The organism is Amycolatopsis pigmentata, assembly GCF_042684065.1.
Taxonomy (GTDB): Bacteria; Actinomycetota; Actinomycetes; order Mycobacteriales; family Pseudonocardiaceae; genus Amycolatopsis_E; species Amycolatopsis_E pigmentata.
In genome coordinates this window covers 574121-591651 of the sequence record NZ_JBHUKR010000011.1, presented here as the reverse complement: position 1 = coordinate 591651, position 17531 = coordinate 574121, and the positions used below count along the sequence as shown (strand labels likewise).

Below are 17531 nucleotides of genomic sequence, written 5' to 3'. Positions count from 1 at the left end.
CGAACACAAGTTCTCCATATGAACTTACGTGTTCCGCCCCCGATGGTGCAAGGTGTGCCCATGCGGATCGTGGTCACCAGGCGGATACCGGAAGCGGCTGTGGAAACCCTGCGTCAGGCGGGCGAAGTGTGGATGTCGGATGCCGACCGCGCCCTCGAACCGGGCGAACTGGCCGAAGCGGTCGACGGCGCGGCGGCGATCGTGAGCATGATCCACGACCGCATCGACGGTTCGGTGGCCGACGCGGCGGGGCCCGGGCTGTGCGTGGTCGCCAACGTGGCGGTCGGCTACGACAACGTCGACGTGGCCGCACTCGCCGAGCGAGGCGTCCTGGTGACCAACACGCCGGGCGTGCTCACCGACGCGACCGCGGATCTGGCCTTCGGGCTGCTGCTCGCGCTGACTCGCCGGATCGCCGAGGGCGACCGGTTGCTGCGGGCGCGGCGGCCATGGTCGTTCCACCTCGGCTTCATGCTCGGCTCGGGCTTGCGGGGCAAGACGCTGGGCATCATCGGCCTCGGTCAGATCGGCCAGGCCATGGCGTGGCGCGCCAAGGCTTTCGGCATGCAGATCGTCTACAGTGGACGGTCACGTTCGGCGGCGGAAGCGGAGCTCGGCGCCCGGTTCGTCGCGCAGGAGGAGTTGCTCACCACAGCGGACGTCGTGTCGCTGCACTGCCCTTTGACGCCCGAGACGCGACATTTGATCGACTCGGCCGCCCTGTCGGCGATGAAGCCGAGCGCGGTACTGGTGAACACCACGCGCGGACCCGTCGTCGACGAAGGCGCGCTCGCCGACGCGCTGACCCGCGGCGAGATCGCGGGTGCCGCGCTCGACGTGTTCGAGCGCGAACCCGAGGTCGAGCCGCGGCTGCTGGAACTGGACACCGTGGTGCTGACCCCGCACCTGGGCTCGGCGACGGTGGAGACCCGCACCGCGATGGCCCAGCTGGCCGCCCGGAACGTCGCGGCCGTGCTCGGCGGTGAAGTTCCGCCAAATCCGGTACGCCAATAAGTGGTACGGCAGTACTATTCTGCGCGTGACTCAACGCGGGCAGGTACTGATCTTCGACGCAGACGACACACTCTGGGAGAACAACGTCATCTTCGAGCAGGTCATAGACGACTACCTCGACTGGCTCGCCCACCCGACACTGGACCGCGCGCAACTGCGCGCCGTGCTCGACGACATCGAACGCGCGAACTCGGCCGCGCACGGCTACGGCACCCGGATCTTCCTGCGCAGCCTGCACGACTGCGTGGAGCGCCTTCGCGAGCGGCCGGCGACCGAACGGGAACGGCGGGAAATTCTCGGACTGGCCGACGCGCTGATCAACCACCGCGTCGAGTTGATCCCCGGCGTGGCCGAGACCCTCGACGAACTCCGGGGACGGCACGAACTGCTGATGCTCACCAAGGGCGACACCGCGGAACAACAGCGCAAGATCGACGCGTCCGGGCTCGCGGCCCACTTCCAGAGCGTGCACATCGTGCGGGAGAAGCACGCGGGCGTCTACCTGCGACTGGTTGAGGAACACGGGTGGAAGGCCGCGCACACCTGGATGATCGGCAACTCGCCGAAGTCCGACATCCTGCCCGCCCGCGAGGCGGGGATGAACGCCGTGTTCATCCCCAACGAGGTCACGTGGTCGCTCGACAACGCCGAACTCGACCCGGGCGACGACCGGGTGCTCCATCTTTCCCGTTTCCCGGAACTGCTCGACCACTTCTGACCGAGAGGACGCTCAAGCGGTCCGACGCGACACGCGCGGATCGCGGGTCATGGGCCGTTTCACGGAAGGGAAAGAAGGATTCCGCGCTCCGGCTCGCACCCGGAATCAAGGTCGCGAAGGCCGGGCACGAGCCGGGCGCGGAAAGATCAGGAGGTAGGCGCGCCGGGGCCGGGTTGCGGCATCACGGCGAAGTTGAGCTGCCCGGCTTCGTCCTGCTGGACGTCGAGGACCTTGTCGTCGAGGAACTGCGCGGCCTCGGGTTCGAGGAACACCCGCGCCCCACCTTCGGTCCCCAGCACCTGGTCACCGGCCTCCGGCTGTTCGGCGACCGAAAGCGCGAGCTGAGCCCCGGAGTCCTGCTGAGCCTGGACCGCGAAGCGCAGCCCACCAGTCTCCTGCTTGCCCTCCTGGGCGGTCAGCGCACTGATCGCGGTGGCCGCGGCGTCCGTCATAGCGAGCATGGTTCTTCTTCCCTTCGGTTACGTGCGCTCGTACCACCGACCGTAGGGGGAACGGGCTCGGGCCGCAGAGCGACCCCCCGTGACCACCGCCCTATCAATCCGCGGCAGTCAAAGTGCCCACAGCGCGCGCCCGTTTTTTCCGCTATCGGGGCGGCAGGGCGCCCATGCGCCGGACGTACCGTGAACTGCCCTGGAGCGACCTGTCGACACGATCGCGGGGGCGCGCGAACTCGCGGACAACACCGTGAGCAAGGTCACCCGCCCGGGGGAGTCCGGATCGTCTCGGCGACCGAGCCGCCGGCCTTGTCGGCGTTCTGGTTCTCCTCGACGGCGGGATCCGGCTCGCCGGCTCCGTCGAGTCGGTCGAGATCTTCGGCGCGGGTCTCCTCCGCGGGAACGTCGTCGACCGAGGCGTCCAACTCGACCGCGGGCGTCGCCGCGACGGGCCGGTCGGGCACTTCGTCCGGATGGACGTCGGGCCGCTCCTGACGCAGCCGGTCGCCCAAGCTCTCCCCTTCGGCCACTTCGTTCGGTGTGGTGCCGAAGCGGTCGGAGAACGCATAGCGTTCCGGCGGTTCGACCCCTTCTTCGAGCGGGTCGACACGCAACCTGTCCTCGTCGAGGTCCTCGCTGCTGTTCAGTGCCGCCGGATCGGTCTCGACGGCGTCGGCATCAGGATGTCCGTGCGGTTCACTCATGGCGTCGCGATACCCCGGCCCTCGACGAGACAAACCCGATGGTCCCCCTGTGTGCCGATCGAGTCACGGAAAGTGAAAAAGGGCAACCGACCTTGCGCCCCGGAGTAACATTGGCGAAGTCCCACCATTCGTATTAATACGATGGTGGGTATTCACCGGGCGGGAAAATGGCTGACAACACGTCGAGAACCTGGTTCTTCTTGCTCCCTTGCGCGCGATCATGCTCGAAACGAGCTGGTCAGGAGCGCGTACGAGCGTCAAACTGCTGCAAACGGGCTATATCTAGTTGAAAACTGGACGGATGTAGCGGCACGCCTTACGATTACGGACAGTCGCGTCGGTGGCGGGTTAGCAGGGTGATAAAGGGAGTACCCGCATACCGACGGTAACCAAGGGACCCCGACGACGGCCGGTCGAAGGGTCGTTTGTGTCGTTGGGGAGCCGACTTATGAAAACGAGAGTCCCGTCTGTTACGGGCGCGCCTGCCGAGGAGCGGGATGAGCCCGGGTTTCTCACCCCGAGCGCCTTTCCGCGCTCGGGGCAACGTCTGACCAAGGAGGAGCTCGACCCGGCCGTACGGGACGCCGCCACGGGCAACCCCGCGGCGGTCGAACGGCTCATCGCCATGATCACGCCCGTCGCCGTGCGGTACTGCCGCGCCCGGCTCGGCGGCCGTGACCTCTCCTATCTGTCAGCGGACGACGTCGCGCAGGAGGTCTGCCTCGCCGTCCTGCACGCCCTGCCCACCTACCAGGACCGGGGCGGTTCGTTCCTCTACCTGGTGCACGCGATCGCCTCGAACAAGGTCGCCGACGCCTACCGGCTCGTTTCGCGCGACCGGTCGGACCCGATGGCCGAGTTGCCCGAGCGGCCGCTGGCCCACAACGAGCCGGAGAAGCACGCACTCGACGTCGACCTCGGGTCGCGCCTGACCAGGCTGCTCGCCACCCTGCCGCCGCTGCACCAGGAAATCCTGACGCTGCGGATCTCGGTCGGTCTCTCCGCCGGCGAGACGGCGGAAGCGCTGGGCATCTCCGCGGGCAACGTCCGGGTCACCCAGCATCGCGCGCTGGCGAAGCTGCGCGCGATGATCACGCGCGACGGCGACCTGGTCGACGGCCACTACGCGTAAGCCTTACGCAGCGCGGGAAGCAGCTCGTCGGAAGCGAAGGACAGGAATCCGTCCTGATGCTCTCCTCCGATCTGGATGAACGCGAGATCGGTGTACCCGGCGTCGACGTAGGGCTGTGCGGCCTGCACGATCGCGTCGGCGTCCGGCCCGCACGGGATCGACGCGGCGACGTCGGACTGCCGGACGAACTGGGTGGCACCGGCGAAGGCGGCCGTTCCCGGCAGCTCGGCGTTGACCTTCCAGCCGCTGCCGAACCAGCGGAACTGTTCGTGCGCACGGCGTTCCGCCGCCTCGCGGTCGGGATCCCAGCAGACCGGAAGCTGGATGAACTTGCGGGTGCTGTCCTCCCTGACCTGCGCCCGCTCGTCGTCCCACGCCCGGCAGAGCGCGGCCTCCGGCTCGGTGCTGATCATCGCGTCCGCGACCGGCGCGAACCGTTCGACCGACTGCTTTCCCGACACCGCGACCGCGACCGGGGTCCGGCGGCTCGGCAGGTCCCACAGCTTGGCCGAGTCGACCTGGTAGTGACGGCCGGTGTAGTTGACATATCCCCCGTCGAAGAGATCCCCGATGATCTCGACCGCCTCACCGAGCATCTCGTGGCGGACGTTCGCCGACGGCCAGCCACGCCCGACGACGTGCTCGTTGAGGTTCTCCCCGGCACCGAGGCCGAGAATGAACCGGTCGCCGGAGAGCAGCGACATCGTCGCCGCCTTCTGAGCCACCACCGCGGGGTGGTACCGCATCAGCGGACACGTCACGAAGCTGAGCAGTTCGACCCGTTCCGTGACCTGGCTGACGGCGCCGAGCACGCTCCAGGCGTATGGCGCGTGCCCCTGCTCGTCCAGCCACGGAAAGTAGTGGTCACTCATCACCTCGAATTCGAAACCGGCCTGCTCGGCGGCCGACGCGAACCGGACCAGGTCCTTCGGGCCGGCCTGTTCGGTCATCAGCGTGTAGCCGAAACGCACTCCTTCTCCCCCTCGTTCAGAAGTTCCTTGCGCCGCGTGATCGCCGCCCTGCGCTCCGTCTCGTCCAAGCCGCCCCAGACCCCGAAGGGCTCCTCGGCGGTGAGCGCGTGGTGCCGGCACTCCACGATCACCGGACACGTCACACAGATCTGCTTGGCCTTCGCCACCCGGTCCGCCCGGGCGAATCCCCTCTCCCCATCGGGGTGGAAGAAAACCGCACTGTCGAGATTCCGGCAATTGCCGCGCCGCTGCCACTCCCAGGTTTCGGCGACCGGCGTGGGTAGCCGTGACGTGTCCGCCATGTCCTCACTCCTCCGCGACCTTCGGTTGCGGGGAGGAACTACCCCGGTTGGTCGCCCCCTACACCTGTTCGGGGGGCACCGCAGTCGGGAAGTTTTTCCACGGGCCGCACGGCTGGACGTTTCAGCAGGTCAACGGCAGCACGACGGTCAAGATCACAAGCTGGTCACGGCCGCGAGCCGGTACCCACGAGCACGGAACCACCACTGACCGTCACCGCCGGAAGGCCTTGGCGCGCAAGGAGGATCATCTCCACTCCGGGCCGTCCGGGAAACGGAACCGCGCCACCGTCTCGTCGTGCAGGCGGGCCGAGAAACCCGGTGCCACCGGCGCGAGATACCGGCCGCCGCGGACCACGGCCGGATCGGGGAAGTGCTCGTGCAGGTGATCGACCCACTCCAGCCAGCGACCGGTGGCGTCACCGGAAACCGCCACGTAGTCGGCCATCGCGAGGTGACGGACGACCTCGCACAGCCCGACCCCGCCGGCGTGCGGGCACACCGGCACGCCGAACTTGGCCGCCAGCAACAGGATCGCCACGTTCTCGTTGACCCCGCCGACCCGGGCGGCGTCCAGTTGCAGCACCGAGATGGCGCGCGCGGCCAGCAGTTGCTTGAACACCACCCGGTTCTGCACGTGCTCACCGGTGGCGACCCTCATCGGCGCGAGCGCCCCGGCGATCGCCGCGTGCCCGAGCACGTCGTCGGGCGAGGTCGGTTCCTCGATCCAGTAGGGATCGTAGGGCGCGAGCGCTCTCATCCACTCGATCGCCACGTCCACGTCCCAGCGCTGGTTGGCGTCGACCGCGATCCGCACCGCGTCACCGACCGCCTCGCGGGCCAGCCGCATCCGGCGGAGGTCGTCGTCCAGGTTCGCGCCGACCTTCAGCTTGATCATGTCGAAGCCGTCGGCCACCGCCTGCTTCGCCAGCCGCACCAGTTTCGCGTCGGAGTAGCCGAGCCAGCCCGGTGTCGTGGTGTAGGCCGGGTAACCGCGCGCCATGAGATGTCCGGCGCGCTCGGCGCGGCCCGGTTCCGCGGCGCGAAGGATGTCGAGTGCCTCCTGCTCGGTGAGCGCGTCGGAGAGATAGCGGTAGTCGACCAGCCCCGCGATCTGCTCGGGGGTCATCTCCGCCAGGAACCTCCACAATGGACGGTCGGCGCGCCGGGCGGCGAGGTCCCACGCGGCATTGACCACCGCCCCGATCGCCATGTGCACGACCCCTTTCTCCGGGCCGAGCCAGCGCAGGTGCGAGTCACCGATCAGATGGGCGGAGAACTCGGCGAGCGCGCTCGCGTCCTCGGGCACCGGACGGCCGGCGAGGAGTGGTTCGAGCGCGCGAATGGCGGCGGCCTGGATGTCGTTGCCACGGCCTATGGTGAAGGCGAAGCCATAGCCGTCCGGACCGCTGTCCGCGCGAAGCACCACATACGCGGCCGAATAGTCCGGGTCGGGGTTCATCGCGTCCGAGCCGTCCAGATCGACCGAAGTCGGGAAACGGACATCGTGGACTTCGAGACCGGTGATGCGAGCCACGGGCGCTCCCTGCGCTTTTCTCGGACAGCCGCTCTTCGATGTATAGCAGCCGTCGTGATCATCGGCACCGATCAGCGGAGGGTTTTGGCGAACGAGTAGTCGACCAGGGGACCCGTCAGGTACGGCTCGGCGTCGGCGTATCCGCGAGCCGCGTAGAAACGTCTGGCCTCGACGAGGTCGCGGCGTGTGTGCAGGCGGACGATGTGAGCACCCAGTGCGCGCGCGGCGTCTTCGGCTGCCCGCAGCAGCCGCGTGGCGCAACCCCACCTCCGCGCGGCCGGATAGACGAACAGCTTCGTCAGTTCGGCGGTTCGCGGATCGAGCAACCGCACACCGGCACATCCGGCCACCGTGCCGTCCCGCTCGTTCCTGGCGAGCAGAAACGTCCCGCCTGGCGGGACGAGATCATCGGCGGGCTCCTTGACGAGGACGGCGTCGATATCGTGGGGGGCGGCGGGGCGGCCGTAGTAGCGGCTCCAGACCTCGCCGATGTAGTCACGAATCGTGGTGGCGGCGTCCGGATCGTCGGGCGACTGGGAAGCGATGGTCCACATGGTGGGTTATCGTGGCGCTGATGGAGCGCGAGTACGACCTGATTTTGTTCGGAGCGACCGGCTTCACCGGTGGACTCACCGCCGAATATCTCGCCGCACACGCGCCCGGATCGTGCCGGTGGGCGCTGGCCGGGCGCGACCGCGCCAAACTCGAGGCCGTGCGCGACCGGCTGGCCGCCATCAACCCCGCCTGTGCCGGATTGGCGCTTCTGCACGCGGACGCCACCGATCGCGGATCGCTGGACGAGATCGCCGCGGCGGGCCGGGTCGTCGTCACCACGGTCGGGCCCTACGTCCTCCACGGTGAGGCGCTCGTCGCCGCGTGCGCGCGCAACGGCACCGATTACGTGGACCTGTGCGGCGAACCGGAGTTCCACGACTCGACCTATCTCCGCCACCACGCCCGCGCGAAGGAAACCGGAGCACGGCTGGTGCTCGCCTGCGGCTTCGATTCGATCCCGTGGGACCTCGGCGTGTACTACACGGTCAAGCGACTGCCGAAGGACGTCCCGTTGCGCGTCGAGGCACGCGGCCGGATCAACGCCCAGTTCTCCGGCGGGACTTTCGCGTCGGTGCTGACCGCCGCGTCCCGGGTCCGGGAAACGATCAGCACGGCGCGGGAACGCGCACGGATCCAGGAGCGCCCGGCCGGACGGCGCGTGCGCGCCCGGCGCGGAAAGCCGATGCGGGACCGGAAAGAAGGACGGTGGCTCGTTCCGATGAGCACCGTCGACCCGCAGGTGGTGGTCCGCTCGGCCGCCGCGCTGGAGGAGTACGGACCCGATTTCACCTACAGTCAGTACGTTTCGATCCGGCGCCTCTCCACCGTCGCGGGAATGGCGGCGGGGATCGCGGCGGTGGGCGTGCTGGCCCAGATCGCGCCGGCACGCCGGGCGCTGGGACGCCTCGTCAAGCCCGGTCAGGGCCCCAGTGCGCAGCGCCGTGCCCGGTCGTCGTTCAAGGTGCGGCTCATCGGTGAAGGTGGCGGGCAGCGGGTGGTGACCGAGGTGGCAGGCGGCGACCCCGGTTACGACGAGACCGCCAAGATGCTCTCCGAGTCCGCGTTGTGCCTTGCCTTCGACTCACTCCCGGACACCGGCGGTCAGCTCACCCCGGCCGCCGCGATGGGCGATGCCCTGCTGGCACGACTGGTCGACGCGGGTCTCGTGTTCCGTGTGGTACCCCCGGCATGAGAGCGCGGTCAGTCCCGCGTGACCGGATGCAGCGTCACGTCCTCCAGGCGGCCGTGACGCACCCGCGCCGTCAGGTAGGTGCACTCCGGCTGCCTGCGGCGATCGGTGGGCGAGCCCGGGTTGAGCAACCGCATCCCGTTGGGGGCGACGGTGTCCCACGGAATGTGGCTGTGCCCGAAGACGAGCACGTCGGTGTCCGGGAAGGAGCGCTCGCATCGTGTTTCACGGCCCTTCGCCGCGCCCGTCTCGTGGACCACCGCGAGGCGCAACCCGTCCAGGTCGGCGCGCGCCACTTCGGGCAGCCGCTCCCGGAGCGCGGGCCCGTCGTTGTTGCCGTACACCGCGATCAGCCTGCGGCAACGATTTTCCATCTCGTCGAGCAGGCTCGCCTCGACCCAGTCACCGGCGTGAACCACGATGTCGGCGGCTTCCGCTTCCCGCCAGATCGTGCGGGGCAGCGCCCTGGCCCGCTTCGGTACGTGCGTGTCGGCGACGATGAGCAACCGCATGCGTTCCGGTCTACCACCCCCCGGGCGCGGCGGCCCTGTCTGGACCGTAACCTTCATCCTGAGGGGGTCTGGGGGCTTGCCCCCAGCGGGGGGTGTGGGGGCCGTGCCCCCACAAAACATGTCCTGATGCCTGGATGGGAAGACAACCGTGGCCGATGGCCTGTCAGCGAACCGCTGGTTTTCCACGCGAAATGACCAGCCGCACGCGACGTCCGCGGATACGTCGCACGTACCGGCGATGACGGACGCCGAGCGTACCGAGGTCCTGGAGCCGGTCACCGAGATCCTCGAACCCGTCACCGAGGCCATGCCCGCGGTGGAGCCCGTCACCGAAACCGTGCCCGCGGTGGGCGCGGCGGACGCGAGACCGGGTCCGCCGTGGCGGCGGATCGCCGGCTCGGTGCTGGGTGTGTTCGTCGCCCTCTACAGCGTCGACCTTCTGGTCAGCCAGGGCGATGTGCCGCGAGGCGTCACCGTCGCCGGGGTCGACGTCGGCGGCCTCAAGCGGTCGGCCGCCGAGGACCGGCTGCGCGCGGCGGTCGAGCCCCGGCTCACCCGGCCCGTTCCGGTCCGCGCCGGTGACGTCGACGCGACGCTGGACCCCACCTGGGCCGGCCTCCGGCCGGACTGGGAGTCCACAATGGACCAAGCCGGAGCGCAGCCGCTGAACCCGTTCACCCGCATCGCCTCCTTCTTCACCACCCGGGAAAGCGCTCTGATCACGCACGCGGACCAGGCGCAGGTGTCCAACGCGCTGGCCAACCTGCGCGCCCGGGTCGACCGTCAACCGGTGGAGGGCACGATCCGCTTCGACGGCGCGAGTCCTGTCGCGGTCGAGCCGAAGCCCGGACAGCTCCTCGATCTGACCGGAGCCACCAAGGCGGTGCTGGACAACTGGTCTGCCGGCACGGCCGTGGTTCTCCCCGTCACCCCCGCGCCGGTGAAGGTCACCAGCGAAGCGGTGCACGCCGCACTCGAAAAGTTCGCCAAGCCTGCCGTGTCCGCGCCGGTGGTGATCCGCGGTGACGGCGCGGACGCCCACCTCGACCCCAAGGCGATCGCCGCCGCGCTGCGCTTCGAGCCCTCCGACAGCGCGCTCGTGATGAAGGTGGACAACGGCAAGATCGTCGACGCGGCCAAGGGCCAGCTCAAGCCCACCGAGCAGGAAGGCAAGGACGCGGAGATCGTCTTCTCCGGCGGGCAGCCGTCGGTCACGCCCTCGGTGGACGGCAAGACGGTGGACTGGGACCCGACGCTGCAACCGCTGCCGGACGTGCTGACGCGCGGCGAGCGACGGGAACTCACCGCGAAGTACCACAACGCGCCCGCGAAACTCACCACGGATCAGGCGAAGGGCCTGGGCATCACGCAGGTGATCGGCGAGTTCAGCACCGGCGGGTTCGCGGCCGACTCCGGCGTCAACATCCGGAAGGTCGCGGAGAAGGTCAACGGGGCGGTCGTCAAGCCGGGCGAGACGTTCAGCCTCAACGGCTACACCGGTCCGCGCGGCGCGGCGCAGGGATACGTCGACGCCGGTGTGATCGAAAACGGCGCCCCGGCGCGGGCGATCGGCGGTGGCATCTCCCAGTTCGCCACCACGCTCTACAACGCCGCGTACTTCGCCGGATTGAAGGACGCCGGGCACAAGGAACACAGCTACTACATCAGCCGGTACCCGGCGGCGCGCGAAGCGACGGTGTTCGAGAACCCGGACGGCTCCAGCGTGATCGACCTCAAGTTCACCAACGACGCGCCGACCGGGGTGGTGATCCAGACGATCTGGACCCCGTCCTCGATCACCGTGCGGATGTGGGGCACCAAGCGCTACGACGTCGAATCGGTGCCCGGACCGCGCACCGATCCGGTCCAGGCCACCGAACGGCCGGGTCCGCCGGAAAACTGTCACGCCTCCGCGGGCGCCCCCGGTTTCACCACCACCGACACCCGCGTGCTGAAGGAGCCCGGCACCGGCCGGGAGATCCGGCGGGAGACGCGAACCGTCCACTACGACCCGTCCCCCAAGATCGCCTGTCCGTAGCTTGTGGAGCAAGGGGCGTTTACTACGGATGATTCGGAGTAAACGCTCCTTGCTTCAAAAGCCCCTTGCTCACCGCAGGGCGCCGAGGCGGCAGGCGAGACCGTCGAGGCAGCGTTCGACCGCGTAGTCGTAGAAGTCGGCGAAGAAGTTGGCCCGGCGGCCGGGTTCGGTGATCAGCTCGAACATGGCGGCCCCCATCGCCGCCAGGCCGGGCCGGTCGGTCTCGCCCCGGAACTTCGCGAGGGCTTCGCCGGTGCGTTCCTTGATCTCGGCGTTGCGGTGCTGCTCGTCCTCCATCGACAGGATCAGGCACGCCGCGTTGATCACCATCAGATAGGCCTTCGGAGCTTCGTCGCCGAAGCCTGCGGCCTGCAGGGTCCGCACGCCGTGATCGACGATGGTGGCCGCGGGCGCGGAGGTGGCGCCGTAGAGCGCGAGGCGGCGCGCGACGCCGGGGTAATCGGTCAGCACGCGCCTGAGGTCGGTCAGCAAGGTCCGGAACCATTCCCGCCACGGCAGGTCGGCATCGGGCACCGGCACCAGCGCGATCACCCGCTCGACCACGGCGGCGACCACCGCTTCACGATCGCCGACATGGTGGTAGACCACCGCGGGGTAGGCGTCGACGGCGGCGGCGAGCTGCCGGAGGGTCCAGCTGTCGAGGCCGTGGCGGGCCGTCAATTCCAGTGCCGAGACGACGATCTTCTCCGGCGTGACGGCGGGGAGACCCGCAGCGTCGCGGGAACGCGGCCGACCGGGAACCGCGGCAGGTTTCACCATGGGCGTAACACTAGTCCGTCTTGGACCGTCTTACTGGCAGAGTGCCAGTTGTGCGTCACGCAACGGAAACCACTGGCCACGGGCGAGCCGCGGTGAAAGAGTGACTCCCATGTCCGAGACCGCACCTTCCGCCGATGACGCGGAGGACGATGTCAAGCGCAAGTTCCGGGAAGCCCTCGAGCGCAAGCAGGCCAAGGCCCGTTCCGGTGCGCCACACGAGAACGGCGGCGCCGGCAACACCCGGGCCCACGGCCCGGCCGCCGGCAAGCGCGCCTTCCGTCGCAAGTCCGGGTGAGAGAAAAACGCGCGGGAGTGCCGGACGGCACTCCCGCGCGTTTTTCAGTGCGTGAGGATGGACCTCAACCGCCCGACCTCGGCCATCCGCCGCTCGGCGAGCCGGTCCGCCGCCGTCGCGGGCGGCACCCCTTCGGCGTCGGCCAGCGCGAACACGGCCTTCGTGGTGTCGAAGATCGCGGTCGCCTTGCGCTTCGCACGGGCGAAGTCGAACCCGTGCAGTTCATCGCTGACCTGGATGACCCCGCCGGCGTTCACGAGATAATCCGGCGCGTAGAGGATGCCGCGCTCGTCCAGGAGTTTGTCGATACCGGCGTGGGCGAGCTGGTTGTTCGCCCCACCGCAGACGATCTCGGCCCGCAACGCGGGAACGGTTTCGTCGTTGAGCGCGTTGCCGAGCGCGCACGGCGCGAAGATGTCCAGCGGTGTGCCGATCAGATCGTCCGACACCGTGACGTCCGGGTAAGCGGCCTTGGTGCGCGCTGTCGCGGCCCCGGACACGTCGGAGATCACCACGCGCGCGCCTGCCTCCACCAGATGCCCGGTGAGGACGTGCCCGACCTTGCCGACCCCGGCGACCCCCACCCGGCGGCCGGCCAGATCGGGGCTACCCCAGCGATGTTCGGCGGAGGCCCGCATCGCCTGGAACACCCCGAAAGCGGTGAGCACGGAGGAGTCTCCCGCCCCGCCGTTGTCGGGCGAGCGCCCGGTGACGAACCGGCATTCCCGTGCCACGACGTCCATGTCCGCGACGTAGGTGCCGACGTCGCAGGCCGTGATGTACCGGCCGTCGAGTGACTCCACGAAACGCCCGTAGGCCCGCAGCAAGGCTTCCGACTTGACGGTGGCGGGGTCACCGATGATCACGGCCTTGCCGCCGCCGAGATCCAGTCCGGCAAGCGCGTTCTTGTAGGCCATGCCCTTGGACAGCGCCAGAACGTCGTCCAGCGCGTCGCTTTCGTCACGGTAGGGGTAGAACCGGGTACCGCCGAGCGCCGGGCCCAGCGCGGTGGAGTAGATCGCGATGATCGCCTTCAGGCCGGTGGGCGGATCCTGGCAGAACACGACCTGCTCGTGGCCGGTTTCCCGGCTGAACACACCAAAGGTCACGGTCGGTGACTCCTCGTTGTCGGGACGCTTGTGACGCCTGCGTTCTTGAGTTTGACGTGGGAAGGTCATTCCCACGTCAACCCTGGCATGGTGGCCGAAGCGCGGGCAATACCGTCTCACGGCAGGCCCGACAGCGACGACGCCGGCGCCTCCTCCGGCAACTCGTTGTCCACCATCTGCCCGGCCAGATACGCCTGGTAGGCGGGCAGATCCAGGTGCGCGTGCCCGCACAGCGCGGTCAGGATCACCTTCTCCTCGCCGGTTTCCTTGCAGCGCAACGCTTCCCGGACACACGCGGCGACGGCGTGGGTCGGCTCCGGCGCCGGGATGATGCCCTCCGAACGCGCGAACCGCACGCCCGCGGCGAAGCACTCCCGCTGTTCGAGCGGCGGTGTCCCCGAAGTCGTAGGCGTAACGGCCGCGGGTGAGCGACGGGCAGGCCGCGGGCTCCACCGCGCGGATCACCGGCGACATCCGGCCGGCGAGCTTTTCCCGCAGGAACGGGAACACCAGGCCACCGAAGTTGGACCCGCCGCCGGTGCACCCGATCACCACGTCCGGCCTGTCGTCCGCGAGTTCGAACTGCTTGAGCGCCTCTTCGCCGATGACGGTCTGGTGCAGCAGCACATGGTTGAGCACGCTGCCCAGCGCGTACCGGGCGGTGGGGTCCGCGGCCGCCATCTCCACGGCTTCACTGATCGCGATACCAAGACTGCCGGTGGACTCCGGGTCGGCCGCCAGCACCGCCCGGCCCGCCGCGGTCACCTCCGACGGGCTCGGGTGCACCTTGGCCCCGAAGGTCTCCATCATGATCTTCCGGTACGGCTTCTGGTCGTAGGAGGCCCGGACCTGCCACACCTCGCAGTCCAGCCCGAAGGTCGCGCAGGCGAAGGCGAGCGCGCTGCCCCACTGGCCCGCGCCGGTCTCGGTGGTCAACCGGGAGACACCCTCGGCGGCGTTGTAGAACGCTTGCGGGACCGCGGTATTCGGCTTGTGGGAGCCGACCGTGCTCACGCCTTCGTATTTGTAGTACTGTGCCGATCGTTACCAATCCGACCACAGCCACGGCGGAAACGGGTCTATACAGCCAGATTGGCCGCGGTCCGTCTCCGCCTACTTTTGGTCGGATTGGTAACTGCGCGCGGGCGTGCCGAGCGCCTTCTCCAGGCGCCGTGCGCGGTAAAGCGGTGACGGCCGCCAGAGCCGGTAGACATCCAGGACCTCGCCAGGGATATCGACATATCGGTCCGCCGTCACCTCCTGCGCGATCAGCGCCGCGGGGAACAAGGGAGCGAGATCGTCCGGGCCCACCGGCTCGCCCGTGGCCGGATGCAGCGGCGGCGGAGGTGGCTCGGGCAGGTCGGGAATCACGTTGTACCAGCGGGTCGGCAGATCCTTTTCGTCCAGGACGTATTTGGCGCGCATCCACCCTCCTAAGTGGCCGTTCCCGTCACGGTAGTGCCACGTGGCCGGTTTCCGGGAGGTCAGAGGACCGCGGTGACGTCGAGTTCGACGAGTTGGCCGGGGAAACCGAGACAGGTCACGCCGAGCAGTGTGGCGGCCGAGGTGAAAGCGGCGCCGATCCCGGACTCGGTGAACCGTGTCCACACCGCCGAAAGCTCGGCCCGCTCTCCGCTCGCGACATAGAGGACAGTGCGCACGACATCCTCCGGGGCCGCCCCGGCGTCGGCCAGCGCGAGCGCGGTGTTGGCGGCGACCTGATCGACCTGTCCGGCGAGCTTCCCGGGGATCGAGCCGTCCGGCGCCAGCGGGCACTGGCCGGCGAGGAAGACGAGTCGCCGTCCCTCCGCGATCGTGACATGGTGGTAACCAGGAGGCGTGTGCAGTCCCGGCGGGTTACGGCGGCGGATGATCACTCATCGCTCCTTCTCTTGCCTGCGTCCCGCGCTCGCGCGGCCCGCCCGGCACTCCGGCGGAGGGAGGTCGATATATCCGGTTTCCTACTAAGGTAGGGCCCCGTTCCGGGGCTCGGTCGGGTTATTTCGTAGGGTGATCCTGGGTTTTCCTTCCCCTGACCGGGTTTCGCATCTAATCTCTGCCCAGTCCTTCGATCTTTGCAGAGGGGAACCCGTAGTGCGTAGAGCTCTCACGATTTTCTGTTCGGCCGCGCTCGCAGCCGCGGCCGTCAGTGCGCCACCGGCATCAGCCGCCCAAGGACGCGCGGTGATCCCGCTGTCGCACCCGCTGTGGGCGACCCCGCAGACCAAGGTGGCGGACACCGACCCGGCCTCGAAGCTGACTTTCCGCGTCTATCTCGCCATGCGGGACCAGCAGGGCGCGGAAGCCGCCGCCCGCGCGGTCAGCGACCCGGCCAGCGCCGACTACCAGAAGTACCTGACCCCGGACCAGGTTCGCGAGCGGTTCGCCGCCGACGACGGCACCGTGAGCCAGGTGCGGAACTGGTTGTCCGGCAGTGGTTTGACCGTCGGCGACCTGCCGGCCAACAAGGCCTATGTCGAGGCGACCGGCACCGCCGGCCAGGTCTCGAAGGCCTTCGGGGTCCAGTTGGCCAAATACCGTGTGGACAACCGGGTCCTGCGGGCGGCCGACAAGGAACTCTCCCTTCCCTCCGCGCTCGCCAAGAACGTGCTCGGCGTGATCGGCGTGGACCAGGCGACCCAGTTGCTCAAGCCGAACAACACCAAGGGCACACCGTCCGACGTGCCGCCGGGACCGGGCTTCCGCAACGCCGGCCCCTGCAGTGACTACTACGGACAGAAGATCGACACCACGGACCCGGCCTACGGCGGGGAGCACCTGCCTTACGCCCCGTGCGGGTACAAGCCGGCGCAGCTGCGCTCGGCCTACGGTGTGGACAGGGTCGGCGCTGCCGGTGCCGGCACGACCGTGGCCATTGTGGACGCCTTCGCCTCGCCGACGCTGTACTCGGACGCCAGTGAGTACGCGCGGCGCAACGACCCGGCGCACCCGCTGACCCAGTCGCAGTTCTCGGAGCAGGTCTTCCCGGCCAACCCCGTGCTGGAGCCACCGAACCAGTGCGACGCGGCGGGCTGGTACGGCGAGCAGACGCTCGACGTCGAAGCCGTGCACGCGCTCGCTCCGGCCGCCGACATCCTGTACGTCGGTAGTTCCGACTGCCAGGACGCCTCCCTGGACACGGCGTTGAACTGGATCGTGGCCGGCCACAAGGCCGACATCATCTCCAACTCCTACGGAGACTCCGGCGAGAACGTCCCGGCCTCGTCGATCGTGTCCTTCTCCCAGATCACCATCCAGGCGGCGCTGGAAGGCATCGGCGTCTACTTCTCCTCCGGTGACAGCGGGGACAACGCCGCCGTCCTCGGCCACCCGGCAGCGGACTTCCCGGCGAGCGGCCCCTGGTCGACGGCGGTCGGTGGGACCAGCCTCGCGGTTGGGCCGGACGGCAAGCGGATGTTCGAGACCGGTTGGGAAACCGGCAAGAGCGTGCTCACCAACGGCGCCTACAACCCGGGTCCGCCCGGGGCGTTCCAGGCCGGTGCCGGCGGCGGCACGAGCGTGATCTTCAAGGAGCCGTACTACCAGAAGAACGTCGTGCCCGACGCGCTCGCGAAGCAGAACCAGAAGGGCAACACGAAGGGCCGCGTGGTGCCGGACGTCTCGGCGGTCGCGGACCCCAACACCGGATTCCTGGTCGGACAGACGCAGACCTTCCCGGACGGCGCCTACTACGACCAGTACCGCATCGGTGGCACGAGCCTGGCTTCGCCGGTGTTCGCCGGGATCATGGCGGTGGCCGACAGCCTCGCCCATCACCACCACGGGTTCATCAACCCGTCGCTCTACGCGAGTGCCGGGTCGGCCTCCCTCTATGACGTGACCCACGTCGAGGGTGCGGTCGAGCGGGTGGACTACGCCAACCAGGTGGACGCGTCGAAGGGTCTGATCGTTTCCGCGCGGAAGCTGGACTACCCGAACCTGACCATCCACACCACACCCGGATACGACAACGTGACCGGCGTGGGCTCCCCGAACGGGCTCGCGTTCCTGCTCCGTCCGTAGCCGTTTCTCAAAGGCGCGCGATCGGATTCGCGTAGACGGGCCGTGACTCTTGCGAAACCTCACCTTCGCAGGTCGGCGGCCCGCCTCCGCGAATCCGAAGCCTTCGGCCCCCGCGCGCGTCCGTCTCGTCTCAGGCGGAAACACGGACTTTGACACACATCCGTAGCCGGAAGTTTCCGGGAAGGCCACCTCCGGGCGAT

The 17531-nt window shown here is 68.8% G+C and carries 17 protein-coding genes and 1 pseudogene; 7 read left to right on the top strand and 11 right to left on the bottom strand.

Features of this window, described 5'->3' with window-relative positions:
* Positions 1-60 precede the first annotated feature (60 nt).
* On the top strand, positions 61-1014 hold the full coding sequence (locus ACFSXZ_RS24885; RefSeq protein ID WP_378267547.1) for a 2-hydroxyacid dehydrogenase: 954 nt from the start codon (positions 61-63) through the stop codon (positions 1012-1014).
* A 25-nt stretch (positions 1015-1039) separates the two neighbouring features.
* On the top strand, positions 1040-1732 hold the full coding sequence (locus ACFSXZ_RS24880; protein WP_378267546.1) for an HAD family hydrolase: 693 nt from the start codon (positions 1040-1042) through the stop codon (positions 1730-1732).
* A gap of 146 nt (positions 1733-1878) precedes the next feature.
* Here the strand turns inward: ACFSXZ_RS24880 and ACFSXZ_RS24875 are convergent, their stop codons facing one another.
* Positions 1879-2193, bottom strand: a complete 315-nt coding sequence (locus tag ACFSXZ_RS24875; RefSeq protein ID WP_378267545.1) for a HesB/IscA family protein — start codon at positions 2191-2193, stop codon at positions 1879-1881.
* A 254-nt stretch (positions 2194-2447) separates the two neighbouring features.
* Positions 2448-2891: a hypothetical protein gene (locus ACFSXZ_RS24870; protein ID WP_378267544.1), complete on the bottom strand. Its 444-nt coding sequence runs from the start codon at positions 2889-2891 to the stop codon at positions 2448-2450.
* Between the two features lie 448 nt (positions 2892-3339).
* On the opposite strand from ACFSXZ_RS24870, the gene shbA reads away from it, so the two are divergent.
* Positions 3340-4023 (top strand): RNA polymerase sigma factor ShbA, encoded by a 684-nt coding sequence (gene shbA / locus ACFSXZ_RS24865; protein WP_378267543.1) that lies wholly within the window; start codon positions 3340-3342, stop codon positions 4021-4023.
* On the opposite strand, the gene ACFSXZ_RS24860 is transcribed toward shbA, so the two are convergent.
* From ACFSXZ_RS24860 to ACFSXZ_RS24845, 4 genes are all read right to left on the bottom strand, one after another.
* A complete protein-coding gene (locus ACFSXZ_RS24860; protein ID WP_378267542.1) occupies positions 4014-4994 on the bottom strand; it encodes a TIGR03557 family F420-dependent LLM class oxidoreductase in 981 nt (326 codons plus the stop codon). The two genes, shbA and ACFSXZ_RS24860, sit on opposite strands and share 10 nt — an antisense overlap.
* Positions 4973-5296: a WhiB family transcriptional regulator gene (locus ACFSXZ_RS24855; protein WP_378267541.1), complete on the bottom strand. Its 324-nt coding sequence runs from the start codon at positions 5294-5296 to the stop codon at positions 4973-4975. Before ACFSXZ_RS24855 ends, ACFSXZ_RS24860 begins: the two co-directional genes overlap by 22 nt.
* A gap of 244 nt (positions 5297-5540) precedes the next feature.
* Positions 5541-6830: an enolase C-terminal domain-like protein gene (locus ACFSXZ_RS24850; RefSeq protein WP_378267540.1), complete on the bottom strand. Its 1290-nt coding sequence runs from the start codon at positions 6828-6830 to the stop codon at positions 5541-5543.
* A gap of 71 nt (positions 6831-6901) precedes the next feature.
* Complete coding sequence (locus ACFSXZ_RS24845) at positions 6902-7384, bottom strand: GNAT family N-acetyltransferase (RefSeq protein WP_378267539.1); 483 nt, start codon at positions 7382-7384, stop codon at positions 6902-6904.
* Positions 7385-7404: 20 nt separating this feature from the next.
* Here ACFSXZ_RS24845 and ACFSXZ_RS24840 point away from each other — a divergent pair, with 20 nt between their 5' ends.
* On the top strand, positions 7405-8577 hold the full coding sequence (locus ACFSXZ_RS24840; protein WP_378267611.1) for a saccharopine dehydrogenase family protein: 1173 nt from the start codon (positions 7405-7407) through the stop codon (positions 8575-8577).
* An 8-nt stretch (positions 8578-8585) separates the two neighbouring features.
* Here the strand turns inward: ACFSXZ_RS24840 and ACFSXZ_RS24835 are convergent, their stop codons facing one another.
* Positions 8586-9086 (bottom strand): metallophosphoesterase family protein, encoded by a 501-nt coding sequence (locus ACFSXZ_RS24835; protein WP_378267538.1) that lies wholly within the window; start codon positions 9084-9086, stop codon positions 8586-8588.
* Between the two features lie 238 nt (positions 9087-9324).
* On the opposite strand from ACFSXZ_RS24835, the gene ACFSXZ_RS24830 reads away from it, so the two are divergent.
* Entirely contained in the window at positions 9325-11124 is a 1800-nt protein-coding gene (locus ACFSXZ_RS24830) for a VanW family protein (protein ID WP_378267537.1), read from the top strand.
* A 69-nt stretch (positions 11125-11193) separates the two neighbouring features.
* On the opposite strand, the gene ACFSXZ_RS24825 is transcribed toward ACFSXZ_RS24830, so the two are convergent.
* Positions 11194-11904, bottom strand: coding sequence for a TetR/AcrR family transcriptional regulator (locus tag ACFSXZ_RS24825; RefSeq protein ID WP_378267536.1), 711 nt, complete (start codon positions 11902-11904; stop codon positions 11194-11196).
* 109 nt (positions 11905-12013) lie between these two features.
* Between ACFSXZ_RS24825 and ACFSXZ_RS24820 the strand changes: the two genes are divergently transcribed.
* Positions 12014-12199: a DUF5302 domain-containing protein gene (locus tag ACFSXZ_RS24820; protein ID WP_378267535.1), complete on the top strand. Its 186-nt coding sequence runs from the start codon at positions 12014-12016 to the stop codon at positions 12197-12199.
* A 44-nt stretch (positions 12200-12243) separates the two neighbouring features.
* Here ACFSXZ_RS24820 and ACFSXZ_RS24815 read toward each other — a convergent pair whose 3' ends face one another.
* The 3 genes and pseudogenes from ACFSXZ_RS24815 to ACFSXZ_RS24805 form a co-directional block, all read right to left on the bottom strand.
* Positions 12244-13308: a Glu/Leu/Phe/Val family dehydrogenase gene (locus tag ACFSXZ_RS24815; protein WP_378267534.1), complete on the bottom strand. Its 1065-nt coding sequence runs from the start codon at positions 13306-13308 to the stop codon at positions 12244-12246.
* Positions 13309-13424: 116 nt separating this feature from the next.
* Positions 13425-14733: pseudogene (locus ACFSXZ_RS24810) on the bottom strand (TrpB-like pyridoxal phosphate-dependent enzyme).
* Between the two features lie 59 nt (positions 14734-14792).
* Positions 14793-15185: a RidA family protein gene (locus ACFSXZ_RS24805; RefSeq protein ID WP_378267533.1), complete on the bottom strand. Its 393-nt coding sequence runs from the start codon at positions 15183-15185 to the stop codon at positions 14793-14795.
* Positions 15186-15492: 307 nt separating this feature from the next.
* Between ACFSXZ_RS24805 and ACFSXZ_RS24800 the strand changes: the two genes are divergently transcribed.
* Positions 15493-17331, top strand: a complete 1839-nt coding sequence (locus ACFSXZ_RS24800) for a S53 family peptidase (protein WP_449224286.1) — start codon at positions 15493-15495, stop codon at positions 17329-17331.
* Positions 17332-17531 lie beyond the last annotated feature (200 nt).